Source organism: Pseudonocardia sp. Ae505_Ps2 (assembly GCF_001932425.1).
In the GTDB taxonomy this organism is placed as follows: Bacteria; Actinomycetota; Actinomycetes; order Mycobacteriales; family Pseudonocardiaceae; genus Pseudonocardia.
On sequence record NZ_MCIP01000001.1, the window covers coordinates 4,382,271 to 4,401,468 of the forward strand.

Below are 19,198 nucleotides of genomic sequence, written 5' to 3' on the forward strand. Positions count from 1 at the left end.
TCAGGCCTTCCCGTCCGTGCGAGGGGTGTCGTCGAGTTCGGTCAGCAGGGTCCGGAGGTCGGCCCCCGGTGCCGTCGCCGCGGGGGTGTGGTCCGTCGTGGTCGACGGGGAGCGCGGTGCCGTGCCGGCGACGACGTCGGCGACGTCGGCGACGCCGCGGGCCCGCAACAGCACTGAGGGGTCCAGCGGGCTGCCGGTGCGGGACTCGATCGCCGCGGCGAGCTCGGCGACCGTGATGGAGTCCAGGCCCAGTGCCTCGAGTGCGACCTCCCCGGGGTCCTCGCCCAGCACCGCCCGGAACGCTCCGGAGACCGCAGAGACCGCCCGTGCACGATCCGGCGCCGCGGAGCCGAGGCCGGCGGCCCCCTTCGGCCCGACCTCCTGGTGAGGGGAGCCGTGCGCCGCCGGGACCGGGGCACCGTCGCCGGCCCGGGTGGCGGAGCCGAGGAGCACCACCGCACCGCCGAGGTCGAACGAGGCACCGAACGCGGCCCGGCCCTCCTGCGGCGTGAGCGAGTGGCGGGCGGCGAAGGCCGGATCGGCGGCCATGCCGGTGCCCGTCCAGTCGGGCCAGGCGTGTGCGGTCACCCGCAGGGACGGGCCGTCCTCCCGTTCGGCCAGCGCGAGCTGGTAGGCGTTCGCGGCGGCGTAGTCGACCACCCCGCGACCCGCCTCCGGGAGCCAGCCCGCGATGGACGACACCAGTACGACCCAGCGTGCGGCGTGCCGGCGGGCGAGCGCGACGACCACGTCGGAACCGACGCACTTCGGGGCGAGCACCCGTTCGGCGTCCGCGGGGCTCCGGCGGGTGAGCGCCCCCACCGGGTTCACCACCCCGGAGCAGTGGACGATCCCGCGCAGGGGCCCCCACCGCTCGACGAACCGGGCCACGACGGCGTCGAGCCCGTCCGGGTCGGTCACGTCGGCGCGGTCGCAGGCCACCTCCGCACCGGGGACGGTCGGCGGCTCGACGGCCGAACGGCCGACCACCCCGATCGCCCGTGCCCCGTGGTCGGCCAGCGCCGCGACGAGCTCGCGGCCCACCGCTCCGTGACCGCCGAGGACCAGGTGGAAGCCGGACGCGTCGGCGTCGCGGGGGGTCGGTTCCGGGAGCGGCTCGTGGCTGCGCTGCAGACGATCACCGGACCGCAGCGCCCGCTCCTCCGGTTCGGCGGGTTGCCCGGTCACCAGCGAGTACAGCTCGCCGGGCAGCGCCTTGGCCGCCCGGGGATCGTCGACCCGGACGTCCACGCTGGCCGCCGACCAGCCTCGTTCCGCGGCCGCCGCGCGTACGGCGGCGCCGCGCGCGACCGACCACGGTCGCAGCTCGGGCCTCTCCTGCGACCCGACGGCCGCGGCGCCGTGCAGCACCCACAGACAGGCCGCGCCGGTCCGCAGGCCGGCGGCGACGCCGCGCAGCCGGTCCCAGAACGTGGCCGTGGTGGAATCCGGGTCGTCGAGCACGACCACGGCGTCGGCGGTGGACAGCTCGGTCGCGGGGACGCAGCCGTCGGAGACGAGTCGGGCGATCAGGGTCTCCCGCGGGACGGTTCCCCCGTCGACGAAGACGGACAGTCCGGCCGGGGGCCTGGCCGGCGGGACGCACGCCGTGCGCCACACCGGACGGGCGGCGGACGGTGCGATCACCGGGTCCTGCGGCGGCCGGCCGACCGTGTTCCAGTGGTCCTCGTCGGCGAAGGGGTAACCGGGCACCGCGGTCCGCCGTGCGGTCGGTGCCGAGAACAGCGACCAGTCCAGCCCGTCGGCACCGGTCAGTGCCGCGGCGACCAGGTCCGCCGGGTCCCGTGGCGCCACCGGTGGCGGAGCGCCCCCGCCGCACACCACCGGGGCGGTCCCGTCGGCCACTGCCAGCAGCCCGGCGCGCAGCTCGGTCGCGGACCCACCGGCGACGGCGGCGCGGTGGGAGAGCTCGGCGCGTCCGGTGTTGGCGGTGTGCACGACGTCGGCGAGGTCGGTGTCGTCTCCGGTGTCGTCGCCGGTCTCGCCGATCCGGTCGGCGTAGGAACGAGCCAGTCGGCGTACGCCCTCCTCGGTCGCCGCTGAGATCCGCAACGCGTGTTCCCGGGGCGGGACCGGCGTGCGCGGCCCGATCGGCGGCGGCTCCTCGATGACGACGTGGGCGTTGACGCCGCCCATGCCGAAGGCCGAGAGAGCGGCGCGGCGGGGGGTGCCGTTGCGGCGCCAGGGGGTGGGGGTGAGGAGGGGGTGGAAGGGCGTGCGCTCGAAGCGGATGTGCTCGTTGGGGCGGTCCAGGTTGCGGGTGGGCGGAAGGGTGTCGTGCCGGAGAGCGAGGATGATCTTGGCGAGTCCCGCGAGTCCCGCGGCCGGCTCGAGATGACCGATGTTCGTCTTGACCGACCCGATCGCACAGTACTGCCGCCGGGTGGTGTGGGGGGCCCACGCCCGGGTGAGCGCGTCGATCTCGACCGGGTCGCCGAGGGCGGTCCCGGTGCCGTGGGCCTCGAGGTAGCTGATGGTGTCGGGGGACACGCCGGCATCGCGCAGCGCCGCGGTGATCACCTCCTGCTGCCCCGACACCGCAGGCACGGTCAGACCGGACGTCCGGCCGCCGTGGTTGACCGCGGTGCCGGTGATGACGGCGTGCACCGGGTCGCCGTCGGCGAGTGCGTCGTGGAGCGGTCGGAGGACGACGGTCACGGCGCCCTCCCCGGGGACGAACCCGTCGGCGTCCTGGTCGAACGCCCGGGGGGATCCGCTGGGGGACAGCGCCCCCAGGTTGGTCATCGCCGTGTAGTGCAGCGGCGACAGTGCGAGCCGCACCCCACCGACGACGGCGTGGTCGCACTCGCCGTCGCGCAGGCTGCGCACGGCGGTGTGCAGCGCGACCAGCGACGACGAGCACAGGGTGTCCACGGTGAGGCTCGGGCCGTGCAGGTCGAAGAACCAGCTGACCCGGTTCGCCAGGAAGGCGTTGTGGTTCCCCAGGCCCGCGGCGGCGTCCAGCTCACGGTCCACGTTGAACTCGCGGTAGTGCTGGTAGCTGGCACCGACGAAGACCCCGGTCCGGCGGGGTGCGGAGGTCGGGTCGACGCCGGCCGACTCCCACGCCTGCCAGGCCGTGCGCAGCAGCCACCGTGCCTGCGGGTCGAGCAGGCGGGCCTGGCGCGGGTGAAGTCCGAACAGGTCGGCGTCGAAGCCGGCGACGCCGTCGACGAACCCGCCGACCGGCCGGTCCGGCCGGTCCCACCGATCCGCGGGCGCCGGGCGCAGGGCATCGCTCCCGTCCCGCAGCAACGGCCACAGGCTGTCGATGTCGTCGGCACCGGGCAGGACACCCGCGAGGCCGATGACGGCGATGTCGTGGCGGTCCCCCGACGGTGCGACGGGTGGCCGCCTGCGCGCGGACACCGCGGGGGCCACCGCCTCCTCCACCGCCTCGACGAGCGCGGGGTCCGCGGTCAGGGGAGCGAGGGACTGCTCGTCCGCGCGGTCCGGGTGGGTGGACCGGAGGGCGGCGTCCTCCCGGGTGGCGGACGGGCCGACCTCGAGCCCGAGCGCGTCGGCGAGGGCACGGCCGTCGCGGGCGGCGAGTACCTCGACCGCCGACACCGGGGTGCCCGCGGCAGCCCCGATCTCGGCCGCGATCTCGCCGGCGAGCAGGGAGTCCATCCCCACCGCGGACAGCGGCGTGGTCACCGTGACCGAGGGGTCGGCGAGGACCCCGCGCAGGATCTCCAGCAGACCCTCCGGAGTGAGCGACGTCCCGGGGGCGTCCGCGGGCGGTGATGCTCCGCCGGCGCCGGCCACCGGTCGGAACCGGATGCCCTCGAGGACGAGGACCGGGCCGTCGACGCCCAGCAGCCACGCATCGGCGACGTGCGTGCCGTCCTGCCACCCTCGCGAGCGCAACCGGAGCGAGAGCGCCTCGGCGGGATCACCGGTCGCGGTGACCCGGCCGATGCCCACCGGAAGGAGGGCGGTGTCGGACAGTGTGGGATCTCCCAGGGTCAGCACCGCCATGGCTTGCAGCGCCGCGTCGACGGCGGTGACCCGGTCGGTCGCCGGTACCGCCCCCGGCAGCAGATCGGCGGCGACCGCCCCCTCGCCGTGCCGGACACCGCCGATGCGGCGCAGTGCCGGCGCATACCGGGTGCCGTGGGTGTCGAACCACGCGTACAGCCCGGCGGGGTCGAGCACGCGGGGGCACGGTGTCACGTCGGGTGCAGGCACCTGCGTCGGACCGGGCTCCGGACGCAGCCGGGCGATCACCCGGCCCTGCTGGTGCAGGGTCGCGACCGCACCGTCGATGGTGTCGTCCAGGTCGTGCTCGGGCAGGGACGTCGCCGTCCCTCGGGCGGGGAACTCCACGTCACGCAGCACCGGGGCCCGGTCGAGGCCCAGGGACAGCAGCAGCGCCGCGGGCACCGTCGGCAGCCCGAAGACCTCGTGTCCCGCGATCAGCGCGGCGGCTCCGGCCGGGTCGGGGGCGGTGGACGGAGAGGGGGTCGCCGGCGTACGGAACGGGTAGGACGGCAGTGGCGCACGCCGCGCGGCGGCACCCGGGCCGAGGGGGCCGCGGGGGCCGCCGTCGACCCAGACCCGGGCGGTCTGCACGAGTCCTGCGACGGTGTCGTCCGCCCCGTCGGGGTGCACGACGGACCCCGGCCCGCACCCGAGCGCGCGGCGCAGCCCGTCGGCCAGCTCCTCGGCACCGCGGGCGACGACCGCCACCCGCAGCGCCAGGTGCCTGCGGCCCACCCCGGCCGAGGTGTGCAGTACTCCGGGGTCGAGGCCGTCGTGCACGGCGGCGAGCAGGTCGGTGAGGCGCCGGGTCAACGCCTCCGGCGTGTGCGCGGACACGTGCAGGACGCCGGCCGCGCCCGGGTCGTGAACGGTCGCGACGGGCGCCGGCCAGTCCTCGACGACGACGTGGGCATTGGTGCCGCCCATGCCGAACGCGCTGATCCCGGCCCGTCGGGGCCGGTCGCCGGCCGGCCAGGCGGTCGACGCGGTGGGGATCGCCAGCACGCCCGCGGGCAGTCGGAGCCGCTCGCCGGGCCCACGGTGTCCGGCGACGGGCGGGATCTCGCCGTGACGCAGGGACAGCAGCACCTTGACCAGGGAGGCGAGCCCGCTGGCCGGTTCGAGGTGCCCGATGTTGCCCTTCAGCGCGCCGAGCAGCACCGGTGCGGCCCGGTCCGGCCCGAACACCTCGGCCAGTGCGGCGATCTCGATCGGGTCGCCGAGCGGGGTCGCCGTTCCGTGGGTCTCCACGTGGTCCACCGACGACGGGGAGAGCCCGGCGTCGGCGAGTGCGGCCCGCAGTACGTCGGCCTGCGCAGCGCTGCGCGGGACTGAGAGGGCGCCCGCACGACCTCCGTGGTTGGTGGCGACCCCACGGATGACCCCCCAGACGTGGTCGCCGTCGCGGAGCGCGTCGGCCAGCGGCCGGAGCAGGACTGCCACCGCACCCTCGCCGGGGACGAACCCGTCGGCCGCGGCGTCGAACGGGCGCGGCAGGTCCGCGGAGAGCGCGCCGAGGCGGCTGAGACTGCGGTAGTACCACGAGGTGAGACCGACGTGGCAGGCAGCGACGACGGCGGTCGAGCACCGGCCGGCCCGCAGCGCCGACACCGCCTGCTCCAGGGCGACGAGCGAGGACGAGCACAGCGTGTCCACGGTCATCGAGGGCCCGGTCAGGTCGAGCGCGTAGGAGATCCGGTTGGCGAGCAACGCGTTCATCGAGCCCAGGGCGGTGTGCGGCCCGACCCGGTCGAGGCCGGCCGCGTCACGGTGGTGGGTGTAGGTGGCCCCGACGAACACACCGACGTCGCGCCGGTCCGCCGCTCCGCCTTCCTGCACGACCGACCAGGCGTGCTCCAGCAGCAGCTTCTGCTGCGGGTCCATCTCGGCGACCTCACGGACGGCGAGCTCGAAGAACCGCGGGTCGAGACGGTCGATGTCGCGGACGAACGCGCCGTTGCCGCAGTAGGTGCCGGTCGTGGCGGTGTCCCGGTCCTGCAGGACCTCGCCGATGTCGAAACGGTCGGCCGGGACGGGGCCGAAGGCGTCGTCGCCCCGCCGCAGCATCGCCCAGAAGTCGTCGAGGTCCTCGGCGCCGGGCAGGTCGCCGGACACCGCGACGACGGCGATCGCGCCCTCGGGCGGCTCCCGCCGTGGCTCGGGCCGTCCGGCCCGGGAGACATCGGTGGCGGTCGCGGGAGCGGGGTCCGGTGTGGGGACTCCGGATGCCGGTGCGACGCCGTGCCGGTCGCGGAGCGCGTCGACGACGCCGCGCACGTCGGGATGCTCCAGGAAGAGCGTGGGGGGCAGGGTCAGGCCCCAGCGCGCACCGAGGGCCTCGGTCAGCTCGACGCTCGTGATCGAGTCCATGCCGAACTCGGCGAACGAGGTGTCGGGGGCCAGGTCCTCGACACCCAGGCGGTCGACCAGCGCAGCGGTGACCTCGGCGGTGAGCGGGTCGGTGCCGGCGTCCGGCGGCGGTGCCGGGCTCGGATCGGCCGGGCGGGCCGACGCGGCCGGGGGCGCGTCGGGACGGACCTCCTCGGTACCGGTTGCTCGGTCGGGGTGGGCCACCACCACCTGTCGTTCGCCGGACAGGACCGCGGCGGTCAGCGCGTCGAGTCCCTCGACCGTGCCCAGCGGCTCCACCCCCCGACGGCGGAGCTGCGCGGCGACCTCCACACCCATCCCGATCTCGCCCCACAGCCCCCAGTCGATGCTGATCCACGGTGCGCCGAGCAGGTGGGCGGCACCGTCGAGGTGGGCGTTCGCCGCGGCGTACCCGGCCTGCCCGAGGTTGCCGAACGCGCCCGACACCGACCCGAACAGCACCGCGAGGTCCAGCTCGACCCCGTCGACGGCGGCGACGAGCTCGCGCAGACCGTCGGCCTTGGGCGCGACCACCGAGCGCAGGTCCCCGGGGGAGACACCCCGCAGCAGGCCGTCGCGCAGCACCCCCGCCGCGTGCACGACTCCGCGCAGGGGCCGCCCGCCCAGTCCGGCGACGAGCTCGGCGAGGGCGCCGGGTACTGCGACGTCCACCGCGTGCGACCGGACGAGGGCACCGTGTGCGGCGATCGCGGTGGTCGCCGACGGGGCGAGCCGCGAGCCCCCCGACCGGCTCACCAGGTGGATCTCGCCGGCGCCGTCACGGGCGAACCGTTCCGCCACGGCGAGCCCGAGCCCGCCGTGCCCGCCGAGCACGAGGTAGGCGCCGTCGGCCCGGACCGGCAGGGCGGTCCCGGGCCCGGCGGGCAGCGGTTCCCAGGCGGGGCACAGTCGTGCCCCGCCCCGGATCGCGCTCTCGGCCGGGCCGATCCCCAGATCATCGGCACCCACGGTCCCGGTGCCGGCGAGATCGATCATCCGCAGCGACAGCCCGGGGTACTCGACGGCCGCGGTCCGCAGCAACCCCCAGACCGACGCGCGGCCGGGGTCGGGCCGGTCGCCCGGGGCCGCCGCGGCGGCCCGCTCGGTGAGCACGACGAGCCGCAGTCCCTTCCGGCGACGCTCGGTGAGGGACCGGACGACGTGCAATGCATCGAGAAGGTCCCGCTCCCCGTCGTCGGCGGGGTCCCCGACCGCGGTCGCCATGACGACTCCGTCCAGCCGGCCGGCAGCTGCCTCGTCCCAGAGGCGGGTGAGCCCGTCGAGGTCGGGGATCCCGTCCGCGACCTCGTCCACCCGGGAGCCGGCCGCCCGCAACGCAGCGGCGGCCTCGGCACCGGGGGACCGTGGGCCGCCGTGGTGCAGGACCACCCAGCGGCCGCCGGGTGCCGGTGCGGAACCGGGTCCGGACGGCGACCAGCGCAGAACCCTCATCGGAGCAGGAGCAGGAGCAGGAGCAGGAGCAGGAGCAGGGACCGGCGTCCTGGCCGTGACGGCCTCCGACGGTGCTGCGGCCGTCATGGGGACCCCACGCATCCGCAGCCCCACCAGCTCGGCCACGACCCGGCCGGTCCCGTCGAGGACCACGGCGTTACAGCGGCCCGTCCCGTGCTCGGCCGGCGCAGTGCGCCACGCGCGGACCGACACCTCCGGACCACGCAGGGGTGCGTGCACCACGAGCCGGTCCACCCCGACCGGGTACAGCGGGCGCAGTCCTCCCGGCGCCGTCGCCTCCTGCAGGACCACCGACGACAGCTGCAGCACCCCGTCGAGAAGCAGGGGGTGCCCGATCCACGGACGGGCGTCCGCGCTGTGCAGCACGGCTTCCGCCGCCCCCTCACCGACGACCAGTGAGGTCAGCGTGCGGTAGGAGGGTCCGTACTCCAGGCCGGCTCCCGACCAGGCCGCGTACACCAGGTGCGGGTCCCAGGCCGTACCGGCCACGGCGGGTGGTGCCGTGCCGGGCGGCGACGCGGCGGCGGCCGGGGTCGCCGCCCCGACCGGTCCGCTCGTCCCGTCCGCCAGGAGCTGCACGGACCCGGCGCCCGCACCGGAGCGGACGACCCGCACCGTCGTCGGCGCGTCCGGCGGCACCACGACCGGCCTGCGGAACGACACGCCCCGCAGCTCGGTGCCGCCCGCGGCGACCAGCGCCAGCTCGATCTGCACGGCGGCCGGGAGCAGCGCCCTGCCGTCCTTGCGATGCTCGCCGACCAGCGGGTCGGCCTCGGTGAGGGTCAGCTGGAGCAGCTGCGAGTCGGTCATGACGCCAGGCCTCCGGAACGTCCGTCGAGGAAGGGGTGGCCGGCCGCTACCGCGGCGCCGTCGCCCGGGGCGCCCACCACGGACGCGTCGGGCAGGGCGGAGTGCCGGATGCGGGCGAACGGATAGGTCGGGATCCGCACGCCGACGTGCGGCTTGCCCCGGTGGTGGGCAGCCGGGTCCAGCGTCGCGTCGGTCTCGTCGTGGTGGTCGGCCAGGGCACGGTGCAGCGGTGCCGTGCCCTCCTCCCGGCGCAGCGTGGAGCGGAACCGGGTCCGCCCGTCGCGCGGGGAGGCGATCCGGCGCAGCAGCGGGAGCAGCGCGGGTTGTGGACCGATCTCCCACCAGACGTGGTCCTGCTCGTCCGGGACACGGGCGTCGAGCTCCGCCGCCGCCGGTCCGAACAGGACCGGAGCACGGACCGCTCCCGCGTAGGAGGCCGGGTCGGTGGCGGTCCCGGGGGTGTGCAGCCGCCCGCTCGCGGTCGAGGCGAACGGGATCGACGGCGGCTGCAGCGCCAGTCCCGCGAGATGGTCGGCGAACGGGCCGACGACGCCGGCCATCGCCGCCGAGTGGAAGGCGTGCGCGACGGGCAGCGCGGTGGCCCGCACCGTGCCCGAGTCCAGGAACGCGGCCATCGCGACGGCCGGGCCCGCGACGGTCGTCGCACCGGGACCGTTGTCGGCCGCGATCTCCAGGTCCGGATGGGCCGCGATAGCCTCCCGCGCGGTGTCGACGTCACCGCGGACGACGGCCATCGCGCCGGGCCCGGGCGCGGAGGCCATCAGCCGTCCGCGCAGGGCGGTGGCCCGCATGAGGTCGGGCAGGTCCAGCACGCCCGCGGCCCAGGCGGCCGTCAGCTCACCGACGCTGTGACCGACGACCGCGTCGGGGTGGACACCCCAGCTGCGGAGCAGCGTGACCAGGGCGACCTGGGTCGCCACGATCGCGGGCTGGGCCCGGTCGGTCCCGACGAGGGGATCCTCCTCCAGGAGGGTCTCCAACGGCACGTCGAGGTGACCGCGCAGGACCGCGGCGCACTCGTCGAGCACCGCCGCGCAGATCGGTTCGGACCGGCGGAGCTCCCGGGCCATACCCGGCCACTGGGCCCCCTGGCCGGTGAAGGCGAAGGTGACCGGGGTGCGCGCGCGGCGGGCACGTGCCGGCACGGGCCCCCGACCCTCGGCGACGGAGTCCAGGGCGGCGACCATCCCGTCCCGGCCGCGGGCATGCAGCAGCAGCCGCAGCCCGTGCCCCGCCCGCCCGGTGTTGGCGGTACGAGCGACGTCGTCGACCCGGTCGGCGGGCCGGGCCCGCAGATGGCCGGCGTAGGCCGCGGCCACGGCACGCAGACCGTCCTCGGTCGGCGCCGTGACCCGCAGCAGGTGCGAACCGTCGGACCGCTCGCCCGGACGCAGGGGGGCGGTGCGCGCCGGCGGCTCCTCGATGATGACGTGGGCGTTGACCCCGCCCATCCCGAACGCGGACAGCGCTGCCCGACGGGGCCGCTCGTCCCGGTTCCAGGGCAGGGGGGCGACCACGGGGAAGAACGGGGTGTCCTCGAACCGGATGTGGTCGTTCGGCCGGGCGAGGTTGAGGGTCGCGGGGATCGTCCGGTGTTCGAGGGCGAGCAGGATCTTGACGAGCCCGGCCAGGCCAGCGGCAGGCTCGAGATGGCCGATGTTCGACTTGACCGAGCCGATCGCGCAGAACTGGCGGCGGTCGGTGTGCCGGCGCCATGCCCGGGTCAGCCCGTCGATCTCGATGGGGTCGCCCAGCCCGGTCCCGGTGCCGTGCGCCTCCACCAGCGAGATGGAGTCCGGGGACACGCCGGCGTCGCGCAGGGCGGCGTCGACGACGTCGCGCTGGGCGTTGGTGGTGGGCACCGTCAGCCCGGCGGCCCGGCCGCCGTGGTTGACCGCGGTGCCGGTGACGACGGCGTGGACGGGGTCCCCGTCGGCGAGTGCGTCGCGCAGCGGCTTGAGCACCACGGTGACCACACCCTCTCCCGGGACGAAGCCGTCGGCGCCGTCGTCGAACGCCCGTGACGACCCGGTGGGGGAGAACGACCGCAGACGCGAGCCGAGCTGGAAGTACTGCGGCGACAGGGCCATGTGGACCCCGGCGACGAGCGCGATGCCGCACTCGCCCTCACGCAGGCTGCGGACGGCGGTGTGCAGGGCGACCAGCGAGGACGAACAGAGCGTGTCGATGGTCATGCTGGGACCGTGCAGGTCCATGAACCAGCTCACGCGGTTCGCCAGCATGGCGTTGTGGTTGCCGAGCCCGGCGGCGGTCTGGACCACGTCACCCACGACCTGGTCGCGGTAGTGCTGGTAGCTGGCGCCGACGTAGACGCCGACGGTGGTGTCCGCGGTACGCCCCGACAGACCGGCGTCCTCCAGCGCCCGCCAGGCCGACTGGATCAGGTGACGCTGTTGTGGGTCCATCCAGCCCGCGTCGGCCGGTGCGACCCGGAAGAACGACGCGTCGAACCCCTCCAGGTCGTCGACGAACCCCGCACGGCGCAGGTAGACGGTGCCGGGGGTCGAGTCGGTCGCGTAGTATTCGTCGAGGTTCCAACGGTCTGCGGGTACCTCGCGTAGGCAGTCGCGGCCCTCGACGAGCACATCCCACAGCCGGTCGACGTCCCCGGCACCCGGGAACACCCCGTCGACGCCGATGATCGCGATGTCGTGCAGGTCGCGGTCGTCGGACACCGGACCTCGCGGACCCTGCCCGGTGCTCCGGGCCGCCGGGGCGGGGGCCGGCGGCGCGGGATCCGGTGGCGCGGCGACCGGCGGGTCGACCGGCGTCGGAGGCGGTGTGCGATCCGACCCGGCGGCCCCACCGGTCCCGGCTCCGCCGTCGGCCCCGGCGTCGCCGACGGACCCGGGCGCGGACGTCACGCCGTAGACCTCGGCCAGCTCCCGCACCAGCCCGTCCAGCGTGCCGACCTCCAGCACCAGCGTCATCGGAAGGGCCACACCGAGCCGGTCCCGCAGGTCCTGGGCGACGGACACGGCCAGCATCGAGTCGAGGCCGAGGTCCTGCAGCGGCCGGTCGGGCTCGATCTCGGCGGGATCGACCTCCAACGCCCGGGCGACCCACTCCGCCACAGCGGTCCCGAGGTCCCGCGCGCCCGCGGGCACCCGGCTCCCTCCGCCGGTGTCCCGCACCGGACCGGCGGCCGGTGCCCCGTTCGTCGCGGGTGCCCGTGGCGGCACGGTCGTCCCGCCGGGACCCGGACCGTCCGCGGCCGACCCGGTCGCGTCGCTCCCGGGTGCGGTGCCCTCCGTCGCGGTGAGGCGGGTCCAGGTGACCCGCTCGGCCCGCAGGAGCACCTGCCCGTCCGCGCTGACGGTGATGTCCGCGGTGACGGTGCGGTCCTCCCCGGTGCCGCGGTCGACCCGTCGTGCGTGCACGGTGACCCGCGAGGGCAGCGGCCCGTACACGGCCAGCCGCTGCACGGAGAACGGCACGTAGAGGCCCGACGTGCCGCAGGCGGCGAGCGCGACCTGGAAGGCGCCGTCGATGAGGGTCGGTTCGAGGGCCGCGGTGCCGTCGCCGACCCGCGCGAGCTCGCCGGAGGCGACCCCGTCGCCGACGACGAGTGTGTGCAGGCAGCGGAACCGCTCGCCGTAGTGCAGTCCGTGCCGCTCCAGGTCGAGATGGAACGCGGCGACATCGGCCGGGACACCGTCGGACGGGGCCGGGACGACCGGCCGCGCCGGGACGGTGTCGAGCAGCCGGGCGTCGCACACCAGGACCCCGGCGTCGTCGCGGAACCGGACGGCCCCGTCCTCGAGCCGCCCGGTCAGACCGGTGGGAGGGCTGACCACGGCCCGGAACGTCATGTCCTGCAGCGCGAGGGGCAGCCCTCCGCGCAGGTCCACGACCTTCTGCGGGTACGCCGCGCCCGGCAGCACCCGGGACCCCAGCACCACGTGACCCTCGGCCTCGGGGAGGTCGGCCCACTCCCGTTCGCGGAGCCCACCGAACAACGATCCGACGGCACCCAGGGCCGCGCCGGGATGGGCCGGCCCCCCGCGCCGCGCCGTTGCGGTGATCGTGGCGGGGGCCGCGGCCGGACGTTCCATCCAGAGGTGGCGCTCCTCCAGGGGCACCGTCGGGATCCGCACCGTGCGTGCGGGTCCGGTGACCACGGGGTGCTCACCCGCGACGAACCGCCTCGCCGCCTCGTCGAGGTCCGTGCGGTCCACGCCGGTCACGGAGAACGTCCCCGTCGCCGCCGTGGGGTTCGTGACCCCGGTGTGGCTCGACCGACTGTCGCGGTTGCCCGTGAGGAACAGCATCAGCTTGTCCTCCGCCTGCTCCGCCGAGTCGACGACGCAGGCGAACCGGTGGTGACCGTGGCGACGGCGCAGCGCGGTGGCACACAACGCCGCGATCGCGGGACGGTGCTCGGACCGCAGGAGCATCAGGAACCGCTCGGCGAGCCGGTGCAGCGCACGTTCCGACCCGGCCGAGAGCACCAGCAGCCCGAGGACGTCGTCGTCGTGCACCGCGGTGGGGGCGGCGGCGAGCACCGCGTGTGCGTTGACCCCGCCGAACCCGAAGCTGCTGACCCCCGCCACCCGGGGACCCGTCCAGGGAACGGTCCGGTCCGGGACGAACAGCGGCGAGTTCTCGAACCGGAAACGGGCGTTCGGGGTCTCGATCCCGGGCGTCCCCGGAACCGTGCCGGCCTGCAGGGCCAGCACGGTCTTGATCAGACCCGCCAGCCCCGCGGCGGGCTCCAGGTGGCCGATGTTGCTCTTCACGGAGCCGATCGGCACCGATCCTGCGGCGGCCGGGCCGAGGGCATCGCCGAGTGCCTCGAGCTCGACCAGGTCGCCGAGGCGGGTCCCGGTGCCGTGCGCCTCGACGTAGCCCATGCCGTGCGGGCCGATCCCCGCGGCCGACAGCGCCTCCCGGACGACCTCGGTCTGGGCCGGCCCGTTCGGAGCGGTGAGGAATCCGGTGCTGGCACCGGTGTGGTTCACCGCGACGCCGCGGACCACGGCCAGGACGGCGTCGCCGTCACGGACGGCGTCGCCGTCACGGACGGCGTCGGAGTACCGCTTCAGGACGACGGCGGCGGCGCCCTCACCGCGGACGTACCCGTCGGCCTCCTCGTCGAACGCCCGGCAGCGGCCGCGCGGCGAGAGCATCCCGTTGCGCGCGAAGGACCGGGACTTGGACGGGGTGAGGATGAGATTGGCCGCCGCGACCACGGCCGCGTCGCTCTGCCGGGCGCGCAGCTGCAGCACCGCCTGGTGCAGGGCGACCAGGGACGAGGAGCATGCGGTGTCCAGGCAGAAGCTCGGGCCGGTCCAGTCGAAGACGTGGGAGACCCGGTTCGCGAGCAGCGCCATCGCCGAGCCGGTCGCCGCGTGCGGGTCGGCGTGGCCGTCAGCGGCGGCCACGAGCTCACCGAAGTCGCTGGCGATGGTCCCGACGAACACCCCGGTGCGACGTCCGAGGGACACCGGATCGTGCCCGGCCGACTCGACGGCCTCCGCGGTGACGGTGAGCAGCAGCCGCTGCAGCGGGTCGGTACGGCGGGCCTCGCGGTCCGACATCCCGAAGCGGTCCGCGTCGAACAGCTCGACGCCGGCCAGCCAGCCGGCCGTGGTCGGGTCGTCGTCGGACCACAGTGAGCCCCAGCCCCGGTGCCCGACCGGGGCCGTGCCGATCGAGACGTGACCGGCGGTCAGGGACGCCCAGAACTCGTCGGGGGTGGCCGCGCCGGGGAACCGGCAGGCCATGCCCACCACGGCGATCGGCTCGTCGGCGGCCGTCTCCCGTGGAGGTACCGCCGCGTGCCGGTCGTGCACCGGCACGGACGGCACGCCGCGCTCGCCCGTGTCCGTCGTCGGTGACGGGGTGTGGGCCGCGGTGGGCGCAGGCGTGCTCCTACCGGCGACGACGTCGGCCGTCCCCCGGGACGGCCCGGACAGGCCGAGGAGCTCGGCCAGTCGCGCCGGGGTTCCGGTCGCGAGGATGTCCGTCGGCCCGACCGCGGTCCCGAGCCGGCGGGTGAGTGCGGTGGCCGCAGTGACGACGGTGATCGAGTTGCCGCCCAGGTCGAAGAAGCCGTCGGTCGCCCCCAGCGCCCCGATGCCCAGCACCTCGCCGAGCACCTCGCCGGTCACGGCCACCGGATCGGCCGGGGCCGGTGCTGCGACGGCTCCTGCCGGTCGGGCGGTCTCGACCGGCAGGACGGGCTCGACCGCCGGCGGCGCGACCGCGGGCCGCGCGACTCCGGCGCGCAGGACGGTGTCCCGGGTGGGGACCGGCAGCCGTGCCCGGTCGATCTTGCCGTTGCCGGTGAGCGGGAACCGCTCGATCGGGACGAAGGCAGCGGGGATCATGTAACCGGGCAGCTCGCGCCGCAGCGCCGCGACCAGATCCTCGCGGTCGCAGTCGCCCCTCGTCGTGAGGTAGGCGGTCAGCGCAGGCTCGCCGGTGCCTTCGAAGGCCGTCGCCACGACGACCGCGGAGCCGACCGACGGGTGGCGTTCGAGCACCGCCTCGATCTCGCCGGGCTCGATACGGAACCCGCGGACCTTGACCTGTGCGTCCACCCGTCCGAGCCACTCCAGGCCGCCGTCGGGATGCACCGCGACCAGGTCACCGGTCCGGTAGTACCGGGCGCCGCTGCGCGGGTCTCGCACGAACACCTCGGCGGTGCGATCGGGGCGGTTCACGTAGCCGCGGGCGAGCCCGGCACCCGAGAGGTGGAGCTGCCCGGTCCCTCCTGGGGCGACCGGTGCGAGGTCGTCGTCGAGCACGTGCAGCCCGATCCCGGGCGGGGCCGCCCCGAGGCCGATCACGGCGGGATCGTCGATCCTGGCGCAGGAGACCCAGATGGTCGCCTCGGTCGGGCCGTAGAGGTTCCACAGGGCTCGTCCGCCCAGGAGCTTCTCGGCGACCGACCGGGGGAGGGCCTCGCCACCGGACAGCACCGTCAGATCCGGGTGCGGTGTCCAGTCGGCGTCGAGCAGGATGCGCCAGAGGCTGGGGGTCGCCTGGGCGACGACGACGTCGGCCAGCAGCCCCGACAACCGCGCCGGGTCCGAGGCCTCGGCGCGCGAGGCGAGCACCACACTGCCGCCGGTGGTCAGGGGCAGGAGCAGCTCCAGCAACGAGATGTCGAACGCCAGTGTCGTGTGGGCGAGGACGCGGTCACCGGGGGCGCTCCCCAGCACACCGGCGATCCCGGTCAGGAAGTTGCCCAGCGCGGCGTGCTCGATCTCCACGCCCTTGGGCTCACCGGTGGAACCACTGGTGAACAGCACGTAGGCGAGGTCACCGGGTCGCACGACGGGCGGGACGGCGAGCGCCCGCCCGTCGTCGGGTCCGATGCGCCGCACCTCGCCGAGCTCACGGCCGAGTCCTTCGCACGCCTCGTCGACGAGGACGGGGCCCGCCCCTGCCACCTCCAGGTAGCGCTGCAGCCGCTCCCGGGGGAATCCCGGGTCGAGCGGGAGGAACGCCGCGCCGCAGCGCAGCACACCGAGCAGCGCCGGCAGCAGGTCGGGCCCCCGGTCGGACAGGACCCCGACGACGTCGCCCGGGCCGACGCCCGCCTCGTACAGCGAGGCCGCGACCGCGTCGCCCCAGCGGTCCAGCTCGGTGTAGCTGAGCGTCCGTCCTCCACAGCGGACGGCGTCCGCGTTCGGGCGGCTCGCCACGACGGCGTCGAACAGGTCCAGCACCGTCGGTGCCGGTGCGGGATCCTCCTGCGGGTCCGCGGTGGGGACCGCGACGACGTGCTCGGCCGGCTCGGTGCCGGCGAGTGCCTGGCGGGCCGCCTCCTCGACCTCCTCGGCCAGCTCGAGCGCGGCGGCCCCGTCCAGCCACGTCGCGCGCACGCACAGCAGCGGGGCGGTCCCCGCCACCGACACCAGCGCGACCTCGGTGTCCGAGTCGATGGACGCGTCCTGCTCGTGCTCGCGGCGCAGCAGCGCCGCCCGGGTGAAGGAGGGCAGGTCGGAGCCGAGCGGGCGGGGAGCGAGCCCGGCGCGGATCTCCAGGTCGGCGACGTAGCCCACCCGCTCGTCGGCCTCGGCGCAGGCGCGCTCGAAGGCGTGGCGGTCCGAGTCGTCCCAGCGGACCGGGACGCGTTCCACCACCAGCTGGGAGGTGATCCGTCCCGACTCCTGCGCCGCGGCCGTCGACCAGGCCACGTCGAAGCTCCGGGAACCGGTGCGCCGGGACAGCACGCGCAACAGGGACTGCTCGACGACAGCGGTCTCCTCGGGCGCGGCGGGCACCAGGGCCAACGGCAGCCGGGTGTAGTGGGCCGTCGCGGCGGAGAAGTCGCCGGCGGCGATCGGGAGGGGACGGATCCGGTCGAGCCGGTCCCGCCACCAGGTCTCGTGCCGGCGCGCCGCATCGAGCGTCGCGGCGACGGCGGCGAGCCGCGGCGCGTCGACGGGCGGCAACGGCGCGCCCACGACCGCCCCGAGCCGTTGCGCCGCGGCGGTCCCGGACAGGCTGCTGCCGTCCGGGGCGAGGAAGTCCGAGAGGACCAGGTCGGCGTCGGTGCCGGACACGGTGATCGAGGACGGGAGAACGGCGGCGACCGCGGGAGCGGCCCGGTGCGCGTCCCGCGCGGCCGCGCGCAGCTGACGGCACAGCACCGCCCCGGCGCCGGTCAGCACAGCCGGGATGCCCAGCGGATTCGGGAAGGAGCCGAAGTCCATCGCCCGGCCCAGCCGTTCCGCCCGGTCGGCCGGGGTGCCGGGGTGGACGAGCCCGTCGTCCATCCGGGCCGAGCGCGGGTGGAACCGCCGGTCACGTCCGGCCACGTCGACCGGGGTCGGCAGCGACCGCCGTGCGAGGTCGTCGACGATCTCGCCGAACAGCGCGATTCCCGCCTCGGTGGACTCCCAGGTGAGCGACAGGCCGGTCGCGTGGGGCCGTACCGGGAACCACCGCTCGGCGAGCACCGCCCCCGCGTCGACCTGTTCCGCCATGACGTGCCAGGTCACCGCGTGCCGGACCGCGCCGTCGAAGACCGCCCAGGCCGCGACGTTGCTGCCGGCGTAGCGCGGGAGCGGACCGTCGTGGAAGTTCACCGCCGCTATCGCCGGCAGTGCGAGCACCTCGGGGGAGAGGACCTGCTGGTTGACGATGCTGAACAGGAAGTCGGCCGGCTCGGCCGACAGCGCGGCGACCAGGTCGGACGACGCCGGGCGGCAGGGGATGCCGTGTCCGGACGCCCACGCCTCGACCAACGGGTCGTCGCTGAACACACCGCGGACGGTCGCCCCGGCCGCCAGCAGCGCGTCACCACAGCGCGTGAGGACCCGCGTCCCGCCCAGGAGGTGGCAGCGGGCGCTCACGTCGCAGTCCCCGTTCCCCCGGTGGCCGGGTCGGTGGCCCGGGCGACCCAGGCGTCGATCTGGGACACGACCTCCTCGTCGAGCGAGAGCTGTCCGGGGCTCCACAGCGGGTTCGACAGCCCCCGGTGGGTGCGCTCGCACAGCTCCCAGTCCTCGTGGTTGGCCTTGTCCCACAGGGCGAAGACCGCTTCGTGGGAGAAGTCGGGACGAGCGGTCTCCGACGGGTGGAAGAGCCAGAAGTGGCGGACGGTGCAGGTCGCGGGGCTCTCCGGCCACACCCACTGCGCCATCACGTAGTCCGCGGTGAAGCCGAACAGCAGGTTCGGGAGGATCGTGATCCAGTTGATCTTCTGCAGGTCGCCCTCGGGAACCGACGGGATCGGGCGCCTCTCGCTGCGTCCGGTCGAGGACACCGAGTTGTAGCCCTCGTGGATGACCTGCCAGGCACCCACGAGGTCCCCACCGAGCATGTAGGTGCCCGCGTCGTCGAAGTCCGTGACGCGGTGCAGGTCCTTGTGCGCGGTCGGGAAGTGCAGACTCTCGTTGACGTTGTGGGCGACCAGCTTCCAGTTCGACGCGACGGGATAGTCCTTGGCCTGGACGACCTGGAGGTCGGCGAGCTCGTAGGCACGGGCGAACTCGCCGAACTCGGCGAGCGCGTCGTCGAGGTCCGGGGCGTCGTCGGAGAAGCTGACGAACACCAGACCGAAGCGGACCTCGGTGCGGATCGGGATCAGACCGTTCTCGCCCTTGTCGAAGAAGTGGTCCAGATAGGTGCCGTTGAGGCTCTTCAACGCCCCGTTCCGGTCGTAGACCCAGCAGTGGTAGAGGCAGACGATGCTCTGGCGCCGCCCGGTCGGCTCCTCGACGAGCTTGTAGCCGCGGTGCCGGCAGTAGTTGTGGAAGGCCTGGACACCCTCGTCGCCGTGGATCAGCAGGATGGAGCCGGTGCCGATGTCGAGCGTCGTGTAGCTGCCCTTGTCGCCGAGCCGCGACACGTGGTCGACGGGGAGCCAACGACGGCCGTAGATCTCCTTCATCTCCCGGCGGAACTGCTCCTCGCCGGTGTAGAACTCGTGGGAGCGGCCGGTACCGCCGGTGGCGAAGTAGTCGCGGTCGGGATCCTGCTCACCGATGCGGTCGAACATGCTGGGGACGCTGGTCATCGTGGGCTCCTCGCGGCGGGC

At 75.3% G+C, this 19,198-nt stretch carries 3 protein-coding genes; all 3 read right to left on the reverse strand.

What is annotated here, in order from left to right:
* Genes Ae505Ps2_RS20680 through Ae505Ps2_RS20690 form a run of 3 tightly spaced genes read right to left on the reverse strand, consistent with a single transcriptional unit; the run spans position 1 to position 19,177 of the window.
* Positions 1 to 8,658 carry an SDR family NAD(P)-dependent oxidoreductase gene (locus tag Ae505Ps2_RS20680; protein WP_075553893.1) on the reverse strand — a complete coding sequence of 2,886 codons (8,658 nt, stop codon included), beginning with the start codon at positions 8,656 to 8,658 and terminating at the stop codon, positions 1 to 3.
* Entirely contained in the window at positions 8,655 to 18,011 is a 9,357-nt protein-coding gene (locus Ae505Ps2_RS20685; RefSeq protein WP_075553894.1) for a type I polyketide synthase, read from the reverse strand. Before Ae505Ps2_RS20685 ends, Ae505Ps2_RS20680 begins: the two co-directional genes overlap by 4 nt.
* A complete protein-coding gene (locus Ae505Ps2_RS20690; RefSeq protein WP_139320199.1) occupies positions 18,008 to 19,177 on the reverse strand; it encodes an aromatic ring-hydroxylating dioxygenase subunit alpha in 1,170 nt (389 codons plus the stop codon). Before Ae505Ps2_RS20690 ends, Ae505Ps2_RS20685 begins: the two co-directional genes overlap by 4 nt.
* Between the last annotated feature and the right edge of the window lie 21 nt (positions 19,178 to 19,198).

What these genes read in the sequence shown, in the direction of transcription:
- Ae505Ps2_RS20690 (WP_139320199.1), bottom strand. Translation starts at nt 19,177, where the DNA reads ATGACCAGCGTCCCCAGCATGTTCGACCGCATCGGTGAGCAGGATCCC.
- Ae505Ps2_RS20680 (WP_075553893.1), bottom strand. Translation starts at nt 8,658, where the DNA reads ATGACCGACTCGCAGCTGCTCCAGCTGACCCTCACCGAGGCCGACCCG.